Source organism: Flavobacterium sp., assembly GCF_965284515.1.
Classification (GTDB): domain Bacteria; phylum Bacteroidota; class Bacteroidia; order Flavobacteriales; family Flavobacteriaceae; genus Flavobacterium.
The window spans coordinates 1,628,169-1,646,902 of the sequence record NZ_OZ260089.1; the positions used below are offsets into that span (position 1 = coordinate 1,628,169).

General features: G+C 29.8%; 20 protein-coding genes and 1 tRNA gene. 6 read left to right on the forward strand and 15 right to left on the reverse strand.

The genetic code is table 11. From position 1 onward, the window contains the following. Positions 1 to 48 precede the first annotated feature (48 nt). Positions 49 to 1,371, forward strand: coding sequence for a PDZ domain-containing protein (locus tag ACQ65T_RS07490; protein WP_430400463.1), 1,323 nt, complete (start codon positions 49 to 51; stop codon positions 1,369 to 1,371). 35 nt (positions 1,372 to 1,406) lie between these two features. Here ACQ65T_RS07490 and ACQ65T_RS07495 read toward each other — a convergent pair whose 3' ends face one another. After that, complete coding sequence (locus ACQ65T_RS07495) at positions 1,407 to 1,835, reverse strand: DUF1573 domain-containing protein (RefSeq protein WP_430401340.1); 429 nt, start codon at positions 1,833 to 1,835, stop codon at positions 1,407 to 1,409. Positions 1,836 to 2,005: 170 nt separating this feature from the next. On the opposite strand from ACQ65T_RS07495, the gene ACQ65T_RS07500 reads away from it, so the two are divergent. After that, a complete protein-coding gene (locus ACQ65T_RS07500; protein ID WP_430400464.1) occupies positions 2,006 to 4,636 on the forward strand; it encodes a valine--tRNA ligase in 2,631 nt (876 codons plus the stop codon). Positions 4,637 to 4,705: 69 nt separating this feature from the next. Here the strand turns inward: ACQ65T_RS07500 and ACQ65T_RS07505 are convergent, their stop codons facing one another. The 13 genes from ACQ65T_RS07505 to hemN form a co-directional block, all read right to left on the reverse strand. Further along, positions 4,706 to 5,203 (reverse strand): hypothetical protein, encoded by a 498-nt coding sequence (locus ACQ65T_RS07505; RefSeq protein ID WP_430400465.1) that lies wholly within the window; start codon positions 5,201 to 5,203, stop codon positions 4,706 to 4,708. Between the two features lie 172 nt (positions 5,204 to 5,375). Beyond that, positions 5,376 to 5,714 (reverse strand): cupin, encoded by a 339-nt coding sequence (locus tag ACQ65T_RS07510; protein WP_430400466.1) that lies wholly within the window; start codon positions 5,712 to 5,714, stop codon positions 5,376 to 5,378. 12 nt (positions 5,715 to 5,726) lie between these two features. Continuing rightward, positions 5,727 to 6,041, reverse strand: a complete 315-nt coding sequence (locus ACQ65T_RS07515) for an HPF/RaiA family ribosome-associated protein (protein WP_430400467.1) — start codon at positions 6,039 to 6,041, stop codon at positions 5,727 to 5,729. A gap of 97 nt (positions 6,042 to 6,138) precedes the next feature. Then, a complete protein-coding gene (locus ACQ65T_RS07520) occupies positions 6,139 to 6,342 on the reverse strand; it encodes a helix-turn-helix domain-containing protein (RefSeq protein ID WP_430400468.1) in 204 nt (67 codons plus the stop codon). 2 nt (positions 6,343 to 6,344) lie between these two features. Then, on the reverse strand, positions 6,345 to 6,881 hold the full coding sequence (locus ACQ65T_RS07525) for a DUF2975 domain-containing protein (RefSeq protein WP_430400469.1): 537 nt from the start codon (positions 6,879 to 6,881) through the stop codon (positions 6,345 to 6,347). A 67-nt stretch (positions 6,882 to 6,948) separates the two neighbouring features. Further along, positions 6,949 to 7,419 carry a GNAT family N-acetyltransferase gene (locus ACQ65T_RS07530; protein ID WP_430400470.1) on the reverse strand — a complete coding sequence of 157 codons (471 nt, stop codon included), beginning with the start codon at positions 7,417 to 7,419 and terminating at the stop codon, positions 6,949 to 6,951. A 522-nt stretch (positions 7,420 to 7,941) separates the two neighbouring features. Beyond that, positions 7,942 to 8,427, reverse strand: coding sequence for a hypothetical protein (locus ACQ65T_RS07535; protein ID WP_430400471.1), 486 nt, complete (start codon positions 8,425 to 8,427; stop codon positions 7,942 to 7,944). A 671-nt stretch (positions 8,428 to 9,098) separates the two neighbouring features. Then, complete coding sequence (locus ACQ65T_RS07540; RefSeq protein ID WP_430400472.1) at positions 9,099 to 10,268, reverse strand: DUF1501 domain-containing protein; 1,170 nt, start codon at positions 10,266 to 10,268, stop codon at positions 9,099 to 9,101. A 4-nt stretch (positions 10,269 to 10,272) separates the two neighbouring features. Next, positions 10,273 to 11,655, reverse strand: a complete 1,383-nt coding sequence (locus ACQ65T_RS07545) for a DUF1800 family protein (RefSeq protein WP_430400473.1) — start codon at positions 11,653 to 11,655, stop codon at positions 10,273 to 10,275. Between the two features lie 544 nt (positions 11,656 to 12,199). Further along, a complete protein-coding gene (locus ACQ65T_RS07550) occupies positions 12,200 to 12,649 on the reverse strand; it encodes a response regulator transcription factor (protein WP_430400474.1) in 450 nt (149 codons plus the stop codon). Between the two features lie 181 nt (positions 12,650 to 12,830). Next, positions 12,831 to 13,403: a pentapeptide repeat-containing protein gene (locus tag ACQ65T_RS07555; RefSeq protein WP_430400475.1), complete on the reverse strand. Its 573-nt coding sequence runs from the start codon at positions 13,401 to 13,403 to the stop codon at positions 12,831 to 12,833. A 280-nt stretch (positions 13,404 to 13,683) separates the two neighbouring features. Beyond that, positions 13,684 to 15,039: a DEAD/DEAH box helicase gene (locus ACQ65T_RS07560; RefSeq protein ID WP_430400476.1), complete on the reverse strand. Its 1,356-nt coding sequence runs from the start codon at positions 15,037 to 15,039 to the stop codon at positions 13,684 to 13,686. 136 nt (positions 15,040 to 15,175) lie between these two features. Further along, positions 15,176 to 16,540, reverse strand: a complete 1,365-nt coding sequence (gene hemN / locus ACQ65T_RS07565) for an oxygen-independent coproporphyrinogen III oxidase (RefSeq protein ID WP_430400477.1) — start codon at positions 16,538 to 16,540, stop codon at positions 15,176 to 15,178. A gap of 127 nt (positions 16,541 to 16,667) precedes the next feature. Between hemN and trxA the strand changes: the two genes are divergently transcribed. From trxA to ACQ65T_RS07580, 3 genes are read left to right on the forward strand one after another with little or no spacing between them, the layout of a single operon-like run. Continuing rightward, positions 16,668 to 16,970: a thioredoxin gene (trxA, locus tag ACQ65T_RS07570; RefSeq protein ID WP_430400478.1), complete on the forward strand. Its 303-nt coding sequence runs from the start codon at positions 16,668 to 16,670 to the stop codon at positions 16,968 to 16,970. A gap of 33 nt (positions 16,971 to 17,003) precedes the next feature. After that, on the forward strand, positions 17,004 to 17,393 hold the full coding sequence (locus tag ACQ65T_RS07575; protein WP_430400479.1) for a rhodanese-like domain-containing protein: 390 nt from the start codon (positions 17,004 to 17,006) through the stop codon (positions 17,391 to 17,393). A gap of 15 nt (positions 17,394 to 17,408) precedes the next feature. After that, a complete protein-coding gene (locus tag ACQ65T_RS07580; protein WP_430400480.1) occupies positions 17,409 to 17,624 on the forward strand; it encodes a YgaP family membrane protein in 216 nt (71 codons plus the stop codon). Between the two features lie 67 nt (positions 17,625 to 17,691). Here ACQ65T_RS07580 and ACQ65T_RS07585 read toward each other — a convergent pair. Beyond that, a tRNA-Ser gene (locus tag ACQ65T_RS07585) sits at positions 17,692 to 17,776 on the reverse strand. Positions 17,777 to 17,978: 202 nt separating this feature from the next. On the opposite strand from ACQ65T_RS07585, the gene ACQ65T_RS07590 reads away from it, so the two are divergent. Then, positions 17,979 to 18,734, forward strand: coding sequence for a sulfite exporter TauE/SafE family protein (locus ACQ65T_RS07590; protein ID WP_430400481.1), 756 nt, complete (start codon positions 17,979 to 17,981; stop codon positions 18,732 to 18,734).

The window sequence follows — 18,734 nt, forward strand, 5'->3', positions numbered from 1 at the left end:
CGTTTTATTTATTCTCATTATTTTCTTACATTTATATAAAGTGCACTTATGAAATTTCAATATTTAAAAATGATTTTTTTTATGCTTTTTTCATTTCATTCATTGTTTTCTCAAGTTGAATGGAATTCGAAAAAGGATAGAATTGTTATTCCATTTGAGCTTTCAAATAACTTAATAATTATTGATGTAGAGATTAATAATGTTAAATTGTCAATGTTATTGGATACAGGGTCAGATAAGAATTTATTGTTTAGTTTCCCAGAAAACGATACCATCGAATTCTTTAACACGAAAAAAATTAAGATTAATGGTTTTGGTAAAGGTGATTTAATAGAAGGACTTGTTTCGAGTAATAATAAATTAAAAGTAAAAAACTATTTAGATTCTAATTTTGAATTATTGCTGATTACTGATGAAAACATAAGTATCATCAATAAACTTGGTATTCCGATTAATGGTATTATAGGTTATAGTTTTTTTAAAGATTATGTTGTTGAATTAAATTATCAAAGGAAACGTGTAATTTTACATAAGTCAATTTCAACTATTACTCAAAGAAGACTCAAAAAATTCAAAAATGAACAATTAAGGTTGATAGATAACAAACCTTATATAAAATTACAAACAAACATTGGTGAATTTAATCATGATGTTACATTGCTATTGGATTCTGGATTAGGTGATGGTTTATGGCTTTTTGAGAATGATTCTTTAAAATGTTCAGGAAAGTCAATTAACGATGTTTTAGGAAGAGGATTAGGAGGTGATGTTGTTGGAAAAAAATCTCGAGTAAAAAAATTATTAGTTTCTGAATTTATTTTAAAAGATGCATTAGTTTCTTTTCCAGATGAATCTTCTTATAGTCAATTGAATATTATCGAAGGTAGGAACGGTTCTCTTGGAGGTGAAGTTATAAAACGTTTTGATTGGTTTATTGATTACGTTAATGAGTCAATTTATTTTAAGCCTAATAAATATTTTAATGATCCTTTTAACTATAACATGTCTGGTATAGAGGTTCAGCATTATGGAATTCAATGGATTAAAGAAGAAATAAGGTCAAATAGTGCATCTAATACTATTAATGCTAATGAATTTATTTTTGATAATTCAAATGCAAAATTTAATTATAAGTATCAATTAAAACCAGTTTTTGAAATTTATTCTGTTAGAAATAATTCTCCAGCTATGAGAGTTGGTATTAAAGAAGGTGATAAAATTTTGAGTATAAACGGTAAAAAAGATTATGCTTATACTATTCAGAAAATTACTGATTTATTTCAATCTGAAGAGGGTAGAACCATCATAATTGAAGTTGATCGCGATGGACAAATTTTAAAGTTCAAATTTCAACTTGAAAAAATATTATAAATAAAAAATCCCGATCTAATCGGGATTTTTTATTATTATGATTGAGGAAAACTCTTTTTCTTTTCTAGTGGACTAAGAACTTCTTTTACAATTACTGTACCTTTAATTCTTAATGGCACAACACCATTAGGTTTATTAACAGCATTACTTTCTACAGTAATTGTTTTGCTTATAGGACCAGGATTCATATTGTATTGAACTGTAATTTTTTCTGACTTTCCAGGTAAAATAGGTTCTTTTGGTTTACTAGGAACTGTACATCCACAGCTTGACTTAACATTTGTAATAATTAAAGGAGCATCTCCAGTATTTGTAAATTCAAAAACACGAATTCCATCGTCTTCACCTTTTACCACTTCACCATAGTTAATGGTTTCTTCTTTAAATTCTATTTTGGCACCGCTTTGAGCATAAGAGCCAAAACTAACAACTAAAACGGTAATTAATCCAAGTAATTTTTTCATCATTTTTTAAATTAATAGGTTTGTGTAAATTTAATCACTTTATCACAAAGAACAAATATATAAACGCTTTTTTATTTTAGCTTATATCGTTACTTTTGCATTCTATAAAGTACAAAAACAATACCAAACTTTATTTTTTAATACTAATAATCGAATAAATAAATTCTATAATGTCAATTCCAGCTCAGTTTAATCCAAAAGAAGTAGAACAAAAATGGTACGATTACTGGATGAAAAACAAGTATTTTCATTCAAAGCCAGACAACAGAACTCCTTATACAATTGTAATTCCTCCACCAAACGTGACAGGAGTCTTGCACATGGGACATATGTTGAACAATACCATTCAAGATGTTTTAATTCGACGTGCGCGTTTAAAAGGATTTAATGCTTGTTGGGTTCCTGGAACCGACCATGCTTCAATTGCAACAGAAGCAAAAGTTGTAGCAAAACTTAAATCGGAAGGCATTAACAAAGCCGATTTAACGCGTGAAGAATTCTTAAAACATGCTTACGATTGGACTGACAAATACGGTGGAACTATTTTAGAGCAACTTAAGCAATTAGGATGTTCATGTGATTGGGACAGAACCAAGTTCACTATGGATGAAGACATGTCAGCTTCTGTAATTAAATCTTTTGTGGATTTGTATAATAAAGGAATGATTTATCGTGGTTACCGAATGGTGAATTGGGATCCAGAAGCAAAAACAACTTTGTCTGATGAGGAAGTAATTCATGAAGAACGTCAAGGAAAACTATATTATATCAATTATAAAGTTGAAGGTTCAAACGATGTTTTAACGATTGCTACAACACGTCCGGAAACTATTTTTGGAGATACTGCCATTTGTATTAATCCAAATGATGAGCGTTTCACCCATTTAAAAGGTAAAAAAGCAATTGTTCCAATTTGTAATAGAATAATTCCTATTATAGAAGATGAATATGTTGATATCGAATTTGGAACAGGTTGTTTAAAAGTAACTCCAGCTCACGATGTGAACGATAAAGAATTAGGGAACAAGCACAATCTTGAAATCATCGATATCTTTAATGAAGATGCTTCGTTAAATAGTTTTGGGTTACAATTTGAAGGTCAAGATCGTTTTGTAGCTCGTGAAAATGTTGCTGCAGAACTAGAAGCAAGTGGCGTTTTAGTGAAAACTGAAATTCACATGAATAAAGTAGGAACTTCTGAAAGAACTAAGGCAGTTATCGAGCCAAGGTTATCAGATCAATGGTTCTTAAAAATGGAAGAATTAGTAAAACCTGCTATAAAAGCGGTTTTAGAAGATGAAGAAATCAAATTATATCCAAGTAAATTTAATAATACATACCGTCATTGGTTAGAAAATATTAGAGATTGGAACATTTCGCGTCAACTATGGTGGGGACAACAAATTCCTGCTTATTTCTATGGCGATGGAAAAGAAGATTTCGTAGTTGCAGAAAACATTGATGATGCTTTAGTATTGGCTAAAGAAAGAACTGGAAATTCATCTTTAAGAAAAGCTGATTTAAATCAAGATGCGGATGCATTAGACACATGGTTTTCTTCTTGGCTATGGCCAATGGCTGTTTTTGGCGGAATTTTAGATCCAGAAAGTGAAGATTTTAAATACTATTACCCTACAAATGACTTAGTAACTGGTCCGGACATTTTATTTTTCTGGGTTGCTCGTATGATTATTGCAGGTTATGAATACACAGATAAAAAGCCATTTAATAATGTATATTTAACAGGATTAGTTCGTGATAAACAACGTCGTAAGATGTCAAAATCATTAGGTAATTCTCCTGATCCATTAGAATTGATTGAAAAATTTGGAGCTGATGGTGTTCGTGTTGGTTTACTTTTAAGTGCTTCAGCTGGAAACGACATCATGTTCGACGAAGAATTATGTAATAACGGAAAAGCTTTTGCCAATAAAATTTGGAATGCCTTTAGATTAATAAAAGGTTGGGAAGTTGCTGATATTGTTCAACCAGAAGCGTCTAAAATAGCAATTGATTGGTATGAAGCTAAATTACAACAAACGTTAGTTGAAATTGAAGATAATTTTGATAAATATAGATTGTCTGATGCTTTAATGAGTATTTACAAATTGGTTTGGGATGATTTTTGTTCTTGGTTATTAGAAATTATCAAGCCTGCATACCAACAACCAATTGATAGAGCAACTTTTGATAAAGCGATTGAATTATTAGAAGCAAACTTAAAATTATTGCATCCATTTATGCCTTTCTTAACAGAGGAAATTTGGCAATACATTGCAGAAAGAACTCCAGAAGAAGCTTTAATTGTTTCAGAATGGCCAACCATGAAAGATACAAATGCAAGTTTAATTCCTGAGTTTGATTTTGCAGCTGAAGTTATTTCTGGAATTAGAACCATTCGTAAAGAAAAGAATATTTCGTTTAAAGATGTTATCGATTTAAAAGTAATTAACAACGAAAAAGTAGCTACTACTTTTGATGCTGTTATTCTTAAGTTAGGAAATGTTGAAAGTTTAGAATATGTTACCGAAGCTGTTGATGGAACATTAACTTACAGAGTAAAGTCTAACGAATATTTTATTCCAATAGCTGGAAATATTGATGTAGCTGCTGAGATTGAAAAATTAGAAGCAGAATTGAAATACACACAAGGTTTCTTGCGTTCAGTACAAGGTAAATTAAATAATGAAAAATTTGTAGCTGGTGCACCAGAACAAGTTATTGCAAATGAGCGTAATAAAGAAGCTGATGCTTTAGCAAAAATTGCTACCATTGAGCAAAGTTTAGCGAGTTTGAAATAAATAACTATCATTTTAAACTTGTTTCAGAATTTAAATAAAAAAAGGACAATCTTTAGATTGTCCTTTTTTTTACTTTTTCAACTTTTTATATTGCCTTAATAAGGTTTTAAGTTGTCGGTTTGATGTTACATCAATGTCAATATCAGATAATATATGATTGAACTTAAAATGGCTTGGGAATTTATTTTTTGTCAACTCTTCTGCAAGTGTATTAAGTTCATTTCTTAAAGCACGTTTTTCTGTTTCCATAATTCCAAAACTCACAAACTTATCTCTAAAATCTCTTCGAAAAGTTGTCGTGTTAAAAGGAATAGAATGAAGCATTCGCATTTGCTGAACGGATTTCAAATCTAATGTTGCAATAATTTTATCAGCAATATTTTGAATTTCTTTTCGATGTAAGTTATTTGCATCACTTGAAATTGATGGTTCATCTTTAAGGGAAGGTTTTGTATTCGTTTTAGGTTTTACCTTAGGCTTAGTTTCTTTGGTATTCATATAACCACTGCCATGGCATTTTTCACATTTAGGATTTAAACCTTCGCAAGTACAAATTTGAACTGACATAATTTATTTATTTAGTTTTCTGAAGCGGCATTTAGTGGGTTCATTACAACCTGCAAAATAAAGTTCGAATATTTGGCGAAGATACAAAAACCAAATATAGTGTAACAGTGGTTCTAAAAAAAAACGGGAGCTATTATAGTTCCCGTTTTTTTATAAAATTTATAATATTATTTTAGATATTAGCCGCTTTTTCTACTCGAGCTACATTATCACCTTTTGAAAGAGATAATCTAACCACACTATCTTTTAATGCTTTTAAATCATGAGAAATGTTCTCTTCTAATGCTATAATGGCCCCTTTTTGTAGTCTATTGACTTCGCCTAAAACACCAAAATCTATTTCGCCTTTTAAAACATGTACAATAATAGGAAAAGGTGCTTTATGTTCCTTCATAATTTGTCCGCATTTTAATAAAATCCTTATCTCTTTTGAGAAGGGAGTTTCTAATATTACGTTTGTGGTAATTGTATCATTAAAAATGACATTTTTTTCAAATGTTTCTATTTTCATACCAAATAGAAATTAATGCCCGCGCATTTTTTCTAGTGTATTGTCTAAAGAGCGCTTAATCTTAACAACACCTTCATAAAAAGCTTTTTCAATAGTGTTAGAATGTGTTGTAACAGCTATTGGATTTTTACCTTCTACTCTTACTTCAATAAGACAACGTTTATCATTTGTGCCAAATTTATCACTATTTTCATCACCTAAGTGTACTTCAACTCGAGTAACTTTACTATCAAAACGATCTAACTCTTTTTTTATTTCTCCAGAGAAGAAATCGTTCATCCTGCTGTAACCTTCAATATTTTTATCTGTGTTAATTTGTACTAACATATAATTTTAAGTGTTTAATTAATAATACTTCAATTTACGAAATTTCATTCAAATAAGCAAAGTTTTATAAGCTATTAACTTTTATTTATAATTCAACTTATTCTTCAAATTCCAATATATCTCCAGGCTGACAATCTAACGCTTTACAAATAGCTTCTAGCGTACTGAATCGTATAGCTTTTGCTTTTCCGGTTTTTAAAATGGAAAGGTTTGATAATGTAAGTTCTACTTTTTCTGATAGTTCATTTAACGACATTTTTCGTTTTGCCATCATTACATCCAGGTTTACGATAATTGCCATACTTATATAGTTAGTTCGTTTTCGTTTTGAATTTCAATTCCTTTCTTAAAAATTTGAGCAATTATGTAGATTATTGCTGCCATTAAAATAAATGCTTCACTATCTGCCCAAAAGACATTTAAGTTATTAGTAACAAAACCATGATGCATTAAATTTTTAGCTGATTGTTTCGCAATATGACTTATGAATCCAATTGAAAGCGTGTAATAACTAATTTGTAAAATTTGTTTTGAGGCGAAATTGTTGAACGGTTTTGATAAATCAATTTTAGTTACAAGAAGAATTACTTTATAAAATAAAACCGCTTTTAAAATTGAAATTACTAATATAAAACTGTACATACTATAAAATGCCCATTTACTACTTTCATACATTTCACTTAAATCTAGTTTTTGATACAAATTATGGACAAATTGTGGATTGTAAATGCTGAAAATAAAGTTAACTATTAAGCCTCCTGCTTCAATACACAGACCAACAAAAATAACCCAAGCTACAATTGTTAAAGCTTTAAAAACGAAGTTGTTTGTTTTTGACATAATCGATTAGATTTAAATTATACGTCAAAAATAATAAAAATTTATTGATAAACAATAAATTTTTATTCTAAATCAACTTTTTCATTTTAATATTGGCTCTTTCGTATAAACCAGATTCTAGTTCAATTTCAGTAAAGCCGTATTTTCTATATAAATGAATAGCAGAAGCTAATTTGGTATTAGAATATAGAATAAGCTTTTCTATATTCTTTTCTTTTGCAATAGTTAAACAATGTTCTACTAATAGTTTACCAATACCCAAACCTTGTACTTTTTCTGTAACTGCCATTTTTCCTAATTCAAAAACCGTATCTGATTTTTTTAAAAGCGAAATCGTTCCTATAATTTCAGAATTTCTTTTGGCGAAATAAATAAAACCACCTTTGTCTATTATTTCTTTTTGTGGATTGGAAAGCGAAATAACATCGCCTTTTTCAACTTTAAAATACTTTTCTAACCATTCATAATTAAGCGCTTTAACATAGCTGCTTAATTCAATTGAAAACGGAATGATTTCAATAGGGTTTTTAGTTTTCATAGGTTTAAGAAAAAGTATTCTTATAACGTGTTGCCGCTTGTGGCAGTTGCGTAAATTTATAACAAAAGATTACAAGTACAAAACTCCTCATAGAATTTTCGGAGACTCGAGCACGAAGTGCGAATTGGCGAAGCAAAATTCCGAACACAAGCCAAGCCTAGCAATTGCTACAAACGGCTGTTGTGCGTAGTTTTTTACACATTTTAAAAGTAACTACAAAAAGATTTATATGTTAAATTTTTAATAAAAAATAGTATAATTTGATAAAAAAAAACAGCAACTCTCAATATTGAGAGTTGCTGTTTAAAATTTATTTATTTTCTAAAAACAAATCTCATTATTATATATATAATAATTGATAATATATAAATGATAGTTGATGAAATTAATAGAAATTGCTTAATTGGGTAATTTTCTTCCTGAGCAATATCATATCCTTTTAAAAATAAAAGAATACATGAAAAAAGAAAAAACAGTATACCAATGTATAAAAAATATTTAGATTTTTTCATAAATTAATAGTTAAATTATTTTTGTACAATCACCTGGATTAAAATCACTTGCCGTTGCAATATAGCCGTCAACATATGCTAGAGCGCAAACTGAATACGCCATAGTTGCACAAGGTAACCAATCGCACATTACTTCATCAATAGGGCTTTGAATTAAACCTGCTTTAGTTGTATTATAACAAGAATTGAACGATTTGTAACATACATGTCTAGGTCCACCACCTCCGCTACTTGCATCAACTTTACTTTGATAATTTAAATAATCATTTTCAGTGCAGTTATAAAGAAAGTATTCCATTACATCGCCAGTAGTAATATCTATAAATTGAACAATTTGTGAATTATTTTTAACAATATCTCTTTGAAGATATATGAACTTTTTATTGTTTGATAATTTATGAATTATCACATAATTTTTAACTTTATACCCTTCTATATTACTGCCTTCAATTGATAAATCAAGCCCTATATACGTTTTATTATCTATATTAGACATAACATTATATAATTCATTACAAGAAAATTTCTTCTTGAAGAAACTATAGTTATCTAGCCAAACTTTTGATTCTAAAAATTCATTGCTTTTAAAAGAAAGTTTTTCATAACTGCCATTTTCAAATTCAGTTCTGTCTGTAATATTATCTTTAGTGTTGTCAATATTTTGTTTAATTGTTGATTCTTCTGAACATGAGAGAATTGATATTATTGTAAATATAAGAGTTAAACCTAATAAATTTTTTTTTTCATTTGTATAAATTTTTACATAACTGCCTACTATTTTTTTGGGTTTCTGTTCGGCTAATTTTTCCCGCTAAAAGTAAATTCGATTTGTTAGAATTCTAACCGTTTCTTTTAATGCTTACTTTAAATCAAAGTTTAGTAAATAATCAGCCGATAACGTTTTGAAGTTTCCTTTATTCATTTATTTGCAAAAATAGATAGCTTGTTAGTTAACTTCGATACAGATTTTCTGTATTTTTTGTTAAAGTTTTTGCTAAAATTTCCGTTTCAATTTTCATAAAGTTACTTGTAACGGTCGGGTATTGCCGAAGGCGGGGTTTTTTAGCACCCAACTTCAATAGAAATACCAATGTTCAAATATAGCAAAAAGTTCAATAGAAAAACTTCAGCCCCGCTTTTGGCAATACCTTGTTAGCAGAAGGTATATTAAAAAACACCTTCAATTATTGTATTTTTTATATTAATTAATTTTGGATTAAAGTTGAATTTTTCTTTTAGTAAAGTTGCATAAACACTTCTAAAATCATTTTCAAAAATTAAATCGCCGTTGTCTAATTTACTTAAATCAGGATTTTTCCCAATTATTTTTCCTTTGTTATTTCCTCCGATTATTATCATTGGACCCGCAGTACCGTGGTCTGTTCCTGTGCCATTTTCTTTTACTCTTCTCCCAAATTCTGAAAACACTACCATTGTTACTCTATTTAGTAAGTTGTTTATTTTCATATCATTGTAAAACGAAAAAACAGCATCATTTAATATCGTCAGTTGTTTTTGATGGGTTTGTATTTGGTTGTTATGTGTATCAAATCCATTAAGTGAAGTGTAATAAATCTTTGAGCTTAATTCGCCTTTAATTAATTTGGCTATCCATTCTAAATTTTTGGACAAAGGATTAGTAGCGTAATTCTCATTAAATTTTTGTGATTTTTGTAAGGCTTTGTTTATCAAATCCATACCATCGTTCGATGCGTATTGCAATTTTCTTACAAAATCTAATTGAGGGTTGTCTGATAATTTGAGTTCGCTCTCCTCTGTATTATATCGTACAATTTTATTAAAATCTTTAATCGTTATATTATTGGCAGATTGTGTTTTTAAAGCTAAATTGTCTATTGAATCAATGTTTAAGGAAGGTAAATCTTCATCTTTACATTGAATATCCAAAAACCTACCCAACCAACCATAATCTAAAAATTGATTGCTGTCTGAAGCGGTTTGCCAAATTTCTTGACTTCTAAAATGCGAACGATTGGGATTTGGATAACCCACATTTTGAATAATTGACAGATTACCCTCTTGCGAAATACTTGCAAAATCCTTTAATGCAGGATGAAAACCCATTCCTTTTATTGCATTGATAATTTTATCTTTTGATACAGCTATTTTTGGTCTATTTTCATAATACAAAGGATTACCAAATGGGATAAAAGTATTTAAACCATCATTTCCACCATTTAGTTGAATAAATACCAATATGTTATCCGAGTTTATTTCATCACCAAACATTAAATTTTGTGCAGTTAAAAAGTTTGGTAAAAGCAATAAGCCACTAGTTCCTGTTGCAGTTAGTTGCAAAAAATTTCTTCTGTTCATAACTTTAAATAATTTGAAATTCTGGACTTTTCGCTAAGTATTGATAGACTCTTAATATATTTTTGTCCGCATTTTCTTGTTTTGGATCAAAATCATATTTTAGAAGTTGATTGAGTTCTAATTGCATTTCTCCATTTACCTCAAAAATCATTTTTTGTGTTAATTCATCTAAAATTGATTTAGCATTCGTTTTATTTTTTATATTTAAAACAGGATTGAAGTCAATTACACCAATATCAAATTTTTCTAATCTTTTGTTGAGAATTTTCTCATATTTTTTATTTCCAGAAATAATAAAATCAATAAATTGGTTTCTATCTGCGTAAATTTGCGAAGTCAACCAATCTTTACCCCCTTTCCAACCTTTTACATTGGGTTGGTCGTAAATATCCATTGCTTGATTTTTTAGAATGAAAACCAATAATTTATAATTTGGATTTAAATTGAGGTCATTATGAATTTGAAAAAGATAAATTAATGGATTTTTTATTTGATTTCCTGATTGATTTATTAAACACTCATCAGTAAACATTTTATTAAAAAATGGTTTTAATTCAAATTGATTATTTTTAAGAATATCGCCATATTTTACAATTAAATCTTTGCTTGGATTGTCATAAAAAAACCATTTCAACGCTTTCTCTGCTAAAAAATAGGGCGTATTTTTTTGTTCAAAAATTATATCTATCACATCGTCTATGATAAAATTTCCCGATTTCCCGAAAACAGTTTTGGTTGAATTATCTTTTAAAAATGGACGATATTGTCCTTTCTCTTCTCCAAAAGTGAGTCCTGCCAATGCAAGTGCTGTATTTTTAATATCGTTTTCGGTATAATTTCCTTCTCCCAAAGCAAAAAGTTCGAGTAATTCTCTACCTAAATTTTCATTGATATTTCCTTTTCTATTTTGTTGATTGTCAAGGTATTTTATCATCGCATTAGAATACACCATTTCTTTTACTAATGTTTTGTAATTTCCTAAAGAATAATTATTTAAGATTTCATAATGTTTAAAAATCCAATATGGAACTTTTACCGATTGTAGGGTAACTACAAAATGATTTTGAAAAAATAAATTGATTTTTTCTCGTAATGGAAAATCTGACTGGTAACACCGTTTTAAAATAAATGCTTTCCAGTCAAAACTTAGTTTTATTAAATCTTTTGCTATATTTTCTACAGTTTTCCCTCCCTTGTCTGCTTCCTTTTTTAGTGCTTGTAATTCTTTTAAATTTTTAGGACTATTGATAATAAAATCGGGTGGATTCAAACTGACCTTTGCATTAAGTTGTTCATTGATATAATTAGATATCCCTTTTTTTTGGATGTCCATTGCTTGTTTTGAAGAAAAACCTAATTGTAATGAATTTAAACAGTTATTATCCATAAATAATTATTTATTGTTTTTAGACATAAAAAAAGTGAAATGGTTTAATTTTGGAGTGTTCTGCTGCAATACTTTCTGCTAACGGTTTGCGTGTATGAGAAGTAGCGGATTAAAAAGCACTTCACTTTCAGTTTGGCACTGACCTTTAAAAAAAGTACTAACCTTTGATTTAGCACTGAACCCGCTATTTCTTATACACGCTGTTAGCTAACGTTTTTCTTCATTAATTCTTTGATTTCTTCTTTGTTGGTAAAGGTAGATTCCAATACACATTAATGAAATAAACATCAATGTCAGAGGTATCAAAGTAATATCAGCCCATAACCAACGAACTTCTTCTCCATTTCCCCTGAATGGTAAACAAAGAATTAACAGAAACATAGCGAAGTACAATAACTTGTTTTTCATAAACATTTAATTTTAAGTGAAAATTATTTCGCACAAATGTCTCTATTAGTATCAATTAGAACAAAAAATTTCGGGTTGAAAACAGGTTGATATTTGGGGTTGAAAAAGGGTTGATATTCTCTTAAAGGACAAACTATCATTGTTTTAACTTGGACTTCAATTCGCTTCGACTTTTGATATTCAGTTTTCCGTAAATTTGATTAATGTGTGTCTTCAGCGTGCTTTGTTCGATAAAGAGCTCGGCCATAATTTCTTTATTTGTCTTTCCCGCAATAATCAAGTCAAACACTTCCCTTTGTCTTTCCGTCAATTCATTAAGCAGAGCATCAAATCCTTCACTTCTAATTTTTGATTGCTCCTTAATTTCATCTGAAAGGCTTGAAATTTTCCTTTTATTGATTTGAAAGTAGGCTGCAACTAAGAAAGAGCTAATTACAATCATTAAAAAGATAAGAGCTGGGTATCTGTGTAAGACAAAGTTAATTTTTCCATCATTTGACCTTATTGAAATAGCTATGGATGATAATAAAAGAGCAATTCCGAGAAGATACTTTTGGTGTTTTGTTAGCATTTCTCTTAGTTTCATTGGATTATATTTCTTATGTCTTTTTGTTTCTTAAAATGTTAGCTAACTAGTTTATATGCGCTATAAATAAACGTTTATAAGTGTTTGTTTTCGTTTGTACTTGTTTACAAATTCAAATATAAGAAAAACGCCATGTTAAATGGCGCTATTTTTTATGTATTAAATGTTAAGTTTTCAACAACTAATGTATTACTAAATCGTATTTCTCTAATAAACCTTTTAAGCCATCAGCAGCGAACTGTGCTTTTTTAAGTTTGTTTTGTTCGGGGTCTATGGTGTAGTTATAACTTGTAGAAAAGTCGGTTTTGTTGGCAATAGTTTTTATAAAAACAGTGCGGCGTAAATCGCAATTGTCAAAAACGGCTTCGGTGAGGTCGGTTTCCATGAAGTCGGCAGCTACTAAACTGCAACCTGTAAAACGCATTTTCTTCATTTTTAGTTTGTAAAACTTAGCGTAGTCCAGTAAGCAATTGGTGAAGTTAAAGTCATAAATCACTTGGTCGGTCATTGCAAAGTTAACATTGGTAAAATCGCATTTTATAAACTCTACACCACGTAAGGAAACGTAATTAATTTTGGTATCATTAAAATTACATTCAGTAAAGGTACAATCAAAAAAATACACACTTTGAAACGTACAAGCTCTAAAATCGCAGTTGGTAAACGTGCAGTTTTCAAATTCTTTATACTTAATGTCTTCTTCTGTAAAAAGATTTCCGTTGTATTGTTTGTCTTGTATGTAATCTGATGCCATTACTGTTTTATTTTGAATCTTTGGTTTGAATGTGAAGCATATCGAGAATATTGGTTAAAAAGCTTCTAGATACATTTTGTTCCATTTTATTACACAAAACACTCGAAGTGACGCGTTGTTTTTTAAACACATAGAAATATAGATTTCAGGTTTTTTTTATAAGTCGCTTCACTCTTTTTTAGAGAATTTAGTTTAAAATTATATTTTACAAACGTGCTACTAATTATATAAGTTCTTAATTTTTACCTAAAACCTAAAACCTAAAACCTAAAATCTAATTCTATTTTTTCTTTTTCTTAAACTTCGCAGCACGTTTTGCTTCAACAGCTCTGTTACGAGGCGCAGTTTTCTTGGTTTTTGTTTTTGATGGTCCGCCAAGGTTTACTTTTTTGTTTTTTTCTTTCTTTTCATGGAAAGCAGCACCACGTTCATCAACAGCTGGTTTTTTTGAAGTTCCTTTTAACTTGCGTTTGTCTTTTTCAAATTCTAGTTTCTTTTCTTCGATAATAATATCTTCAGGAAATTCAAAAACATCAATTTCTTGATTCATTAATTCTTCTACAGCCAATAATTTATCTTCTTCGTAAGGTGCTACAAAACTTATGGCAATACCATCTTTATCGGCACGACCGGTTCGACCAATTCGGTGAATATACTGTTCTGGAACTTCCGAAAATTGTAAGTTAAAAACGTGTGTAATATCGGAAATATCCAAACCACGCGCCATAACATCGGTAGTTATTAAACCACGCAATTCGCCGCTTTGAAAACTTGCCATCGATTGTAAACGATAATTTTGCGTTTTATTGGAATGAATTACACCAAACTGGTCTGGGAAATCTTCATTTATTAATTCATGAGCAACATCTACTAATTTTTTGTTGTTTACGAATATTAAAACACGTTCGGTAGTTTCGTCTGTTGCCAATAAATGCTTAATAACATTTACTTTCGTAAGGAAATTAGGAACATGATATAGTTTTTGAGTAATTTGTTCTAATGGCGTTCCACTTGGTGCCAAAGAAACTTCTTCAGGAAAATCAAAAAATTCGTCCAAAATAGCATCAACATCTTCGGTCATTGTTGCCGAAAATAATATATTTTGCCTTTTTGCACTCATCATTGATAGGATAGAAGTTAACTGAACTCTAAATCCTAAGTTTAAAATTTCGTCAAATTCATCAATGATTAATTTTTGTAACACATCAAAACGCAAAACGCCGTCTAAGGCTAAATCCATCATTCTACCAGGAGTTCCAACTAAAATATCTACTCCTTCGGCAAGGTTTTTACGTTGTGTATTTATGTTTACACCACCGTAAATCCCTAAGGCTCTAACCGACATAAATTCGGTTAATTTTTCTACTTCTTCAACTACTTGAACTACTAATTCACGAGTAGGAACAAGAATAACGACTCTTGGGGAATCGGTTTTTTGAAACTTCCATTGCTTTAAAATGGGTAACAAATAAGCAAAAGTTTTCCCTGTTCCTGTTTGAGCAATTCCCATCATATCTCTTCCAGATAATATTACTGAGAATGATTTTGCTTGAATAGGAGTAGGAGCAACAAAGCCTAATTGATCTAAAGCTTTTTGTAATGATTTTGGTAAATCAAAATCCTGAAATGTTTTCATTTATAATGCGTTTGCCGCAAAGGTAGTACTTTAAATTTAGAAGTTAGAATTTTGATTTCAGAAAGCAGATTTCAGATCCGTAAATGTGAAAATGGTTGAACCAATTAACTAATACCCAAAACCAATTACCTAGTTTCTAAATTGTCATTGAAAACAATTCCGTTTGTGGTGCTTTTCGTTTTAAACGCAAGTCAAAAGCCATGCAAATATTTCGAACAAAAGGTTTTCCTTCTTCGGTTACAACCAATTGATTTTCGTTAAACCTTAACAAACCGTCTTTTTCCATTTCTTTTAATGATTCTAAAATAGCTCTTAATTCTGGAAATTGTTCGTTTTTATTGTGCCATGAAGTTTGAAATTGGCACATAATGTTTAAAATGTGTCTGCGAATGGTTAAATCTTCTTCATTTAAAACGTGTCCGCGATATACCGGAATTTCATCTTTATCTAAGCGAGCATAATAATCTTCTAAAACTTTTTCATTTTGAGCAAATGCTGTCCAACTATCACTAATTGATGAAACGCCAAGTCCAATCATTAATTTGGTATTGGTTGTGGTGTAGCCCATAAAATTACGATGTAGTTTTCCTTCGTTAAAAGAAGTAAACATAGAATCATTTTCAAGCGCAAAATGATCCATTCCTATTTCGTGAAAACCATGTTTTGCCAGTTGAATTTTACCTTGCTCATACAATTGGCGCTTTGCATCATCTTTTGGAACGTCTTCATCGTTAAATCCACGTTGACCATTTCCTTTTATCCATGGTACATGTGCGTAACTGTAAAATGCAAGTCTATCTGGATGAAGAGAATTAGTTTTATCAATTGTATCTAAAACGTCTTCAAGAGTTTGAAAAGGTAATCCAAAAACCAAATCGTGACTAATTGATGTATAGCCAATTTCTTTTGCCCAAAGTGTTACTTTTGCCACATTATGAAACGGTTGAATTCTATGAATGGCTTTTTGCACTTTTTCAGAATAATCTTGCACGCCATAACTTACACGGCGAAAACCTAAATCGTATAAAGTTTGTAAATGTTCACGAGAAGTATTATTTGGATGACCTTCGAAGCTGAATTCATGGTCTTCAGTAATGATGCTTTCTTTTGTAATGCCTTCTATTAAAGTTTTTAGATTTTCAGGAGAGAAGAATGTTGGTGTTCCTCCGCCTAAATGAATTTCTTTAATAATTGGTTTTTCATCAAATAGATTACAATACAGTTCCCATTCTTTTAAAACTGCTTTAATATATGGGTTTTCTACTTCGTGCCTTTTAGTAATTCGTTTGTGACATCCGCAAAAAGTACATAAACTTTCGCAAAAGGGTAAATGAATATAAAGGCTAATTCCATCAGAAGAATTAGATTGATTAAATGTATCAATTAGAGATTTTTTCCAATTAGAATACGAAAATGTATTTTCCTCCCAATATGGAACTGTTGGATAGCTCGTGTATCTTGGTCCTGGAACATTATATTTTTGTACTAATGAAGATCGCATGCCTTATGAATTTAGTTCAAAAGTAGGGTAGTGCGTATTGATAAAAAATGATAATTGTCATATATGTAACCTATATTACATATTTACCATTATTCTTGTTGTAATTTTGTTATATAAATCTATAATTATGAATCCAAAATTTAATGAAATAATTAATAAAGAGCAGCTTACTTTAGTTGATTTCTATGCAGATTGGTGTGGGCCATGTAAAAGTCTAGCTCCTATATTGCAAGAAGTAAAGTTGGTTTTAAAAGATGATGTAAAAATTATTAAAATTAATGTAGACCAACATCAAGATTTAGCTTCTGAATTTATGGTAAGAGGAGTTCCTACAATGCTTTTATTTAAAAAAGGTCAATTACTATGGCGACAGTCCGGAGTAATGAGTAGAAATGATTTAGTTAAAATAATTCGTGAGCATTTAAACTAATTTTTTGTATATTAGTTTTTAAATTATTTACAAATGAAATTTAGAATAGCAATTTTAGCTCTGTTAGTGTTTTCAATAACTTCTTGTTTAAAAACAAAAACAGAAGGTGTATTGGTTTTAAATCCCGAAAATTTTGAACATAAAATGAAATCTTCAGATTTTCAGTTAGTTGATGTTAGAACGCCTGAAGAATTTTCAGAAGGTCATATTCCAAATGCAATAAATATTAATATTAATGGAAGTGATTTTGTCTCTGAAACTTCAAAATTGGATAAAGATAAACCTGTAATGGTATATTGTAAAATGGGAGGAAGAAGCGCTAAAGCTGCTTCAATCCTTAAAGAACAAGGGTTTAAAGATATTTCAGATTTAGATGGAGGAATTACAAGTTGGAGAGAAGCTGGTAAAATAATCGAGAACTAATTTAAAATAAATATTATGAAAAAAAATGTTGGTAACGGAGATCGTTTTTTGCGAATAATTTTAGGAATTATAGGAATAATTTTAGCGCTTTCAGGATCTTTTGAAGGAAACTTTAAATGGGGTTTACTTTTAGTAGGCTTGATATTAGTAGTTACATCTTCTTTGCAATTTTGCCCATTATATGCAGTTTTTGGCATGAATACTTGTAAAGTAAAAGGAAAGAAAAAATAAAAAAATCTAATAAATTAAAAAACCCTTTAAACTATGTTTAAAGGGTTTTTTTGTAAGCCGTGCTCAGCGGAGAAAGAGGGATTCGAACCCCCGGACCTGTTACAGTCAACAGTTTTCAAGACTGCCGCATTCGACCACTCTGCCATTTCTCCAGTAAATCGCATTACTTCCGTATTGCGAGTGCAAATATAGTATCATTTTTTAAGTTACAAAACAAAATAGATAAAAAAAGTATAGTTTTTTTTAATAATTTGTATAACAATTTGAATTTCAGGCACAATGATATTTATTCGTTTTATAATAATTTTTCTTTTATAGAATTAAATACCTTTGCAGCAATATAATTTTTTATTAATGGACTTTCCTTTAGAATATCTTTTACTTATTCCAGTTGGATTTATTGCTGGTTTTTTGAATACAGTTGCTGGTGGAGGTACTTTATTGACATTACCAACCTTAATATTTTTAGGTTTACCAGCATCAGTTGCAAATGGAACAAATAGAATAGCAATTTTAGTTCAAACATTTACTGCAGTTAAGGGGTTTAAGAGTAAAGGAGAAACTATGTACCCATTTAGCTTATATCTTGGTATAACAGCTTTTATAGGTTCATTCATAGGGGCAAAGTTGGCTATTAATATTAATGGGGAGTTATTCAATAAAATATTAGCTTTAATAATGCTGATGGTTTTATCTATAATTGTTTTGAAACCGAAAGTAAATTTGGCTACTTTAACTGAAAAGACTACTGGTAGAACATTATATATTTCAATTATAATATTCTTTTTTTTAGGGATTTATGGAGGGTTTATAAACGCAGGGATTGGGTTTTTAATGTTATTGATTTTACCATATGTTAACGGTTTAACTCTTTTAAAATCTAATGTAACTAAGGTGTTTGTGGTTTGTATGTATACCGTGGGTGCGGTTATTGTTTTTGCGTATGAAAATAAAATTAACTATCCACTAGCTTTAATTTTAACGATAGGAAATGCTTCAGGAGCATGGGTGGCGAGTAGATGGTCTGTAAAAAAAGACGATAAAGTAATTAAAATGTTTTTAATAATTACTGTATCGTCTTTAGCAATAAAATTATGGTTTTTTAATTGA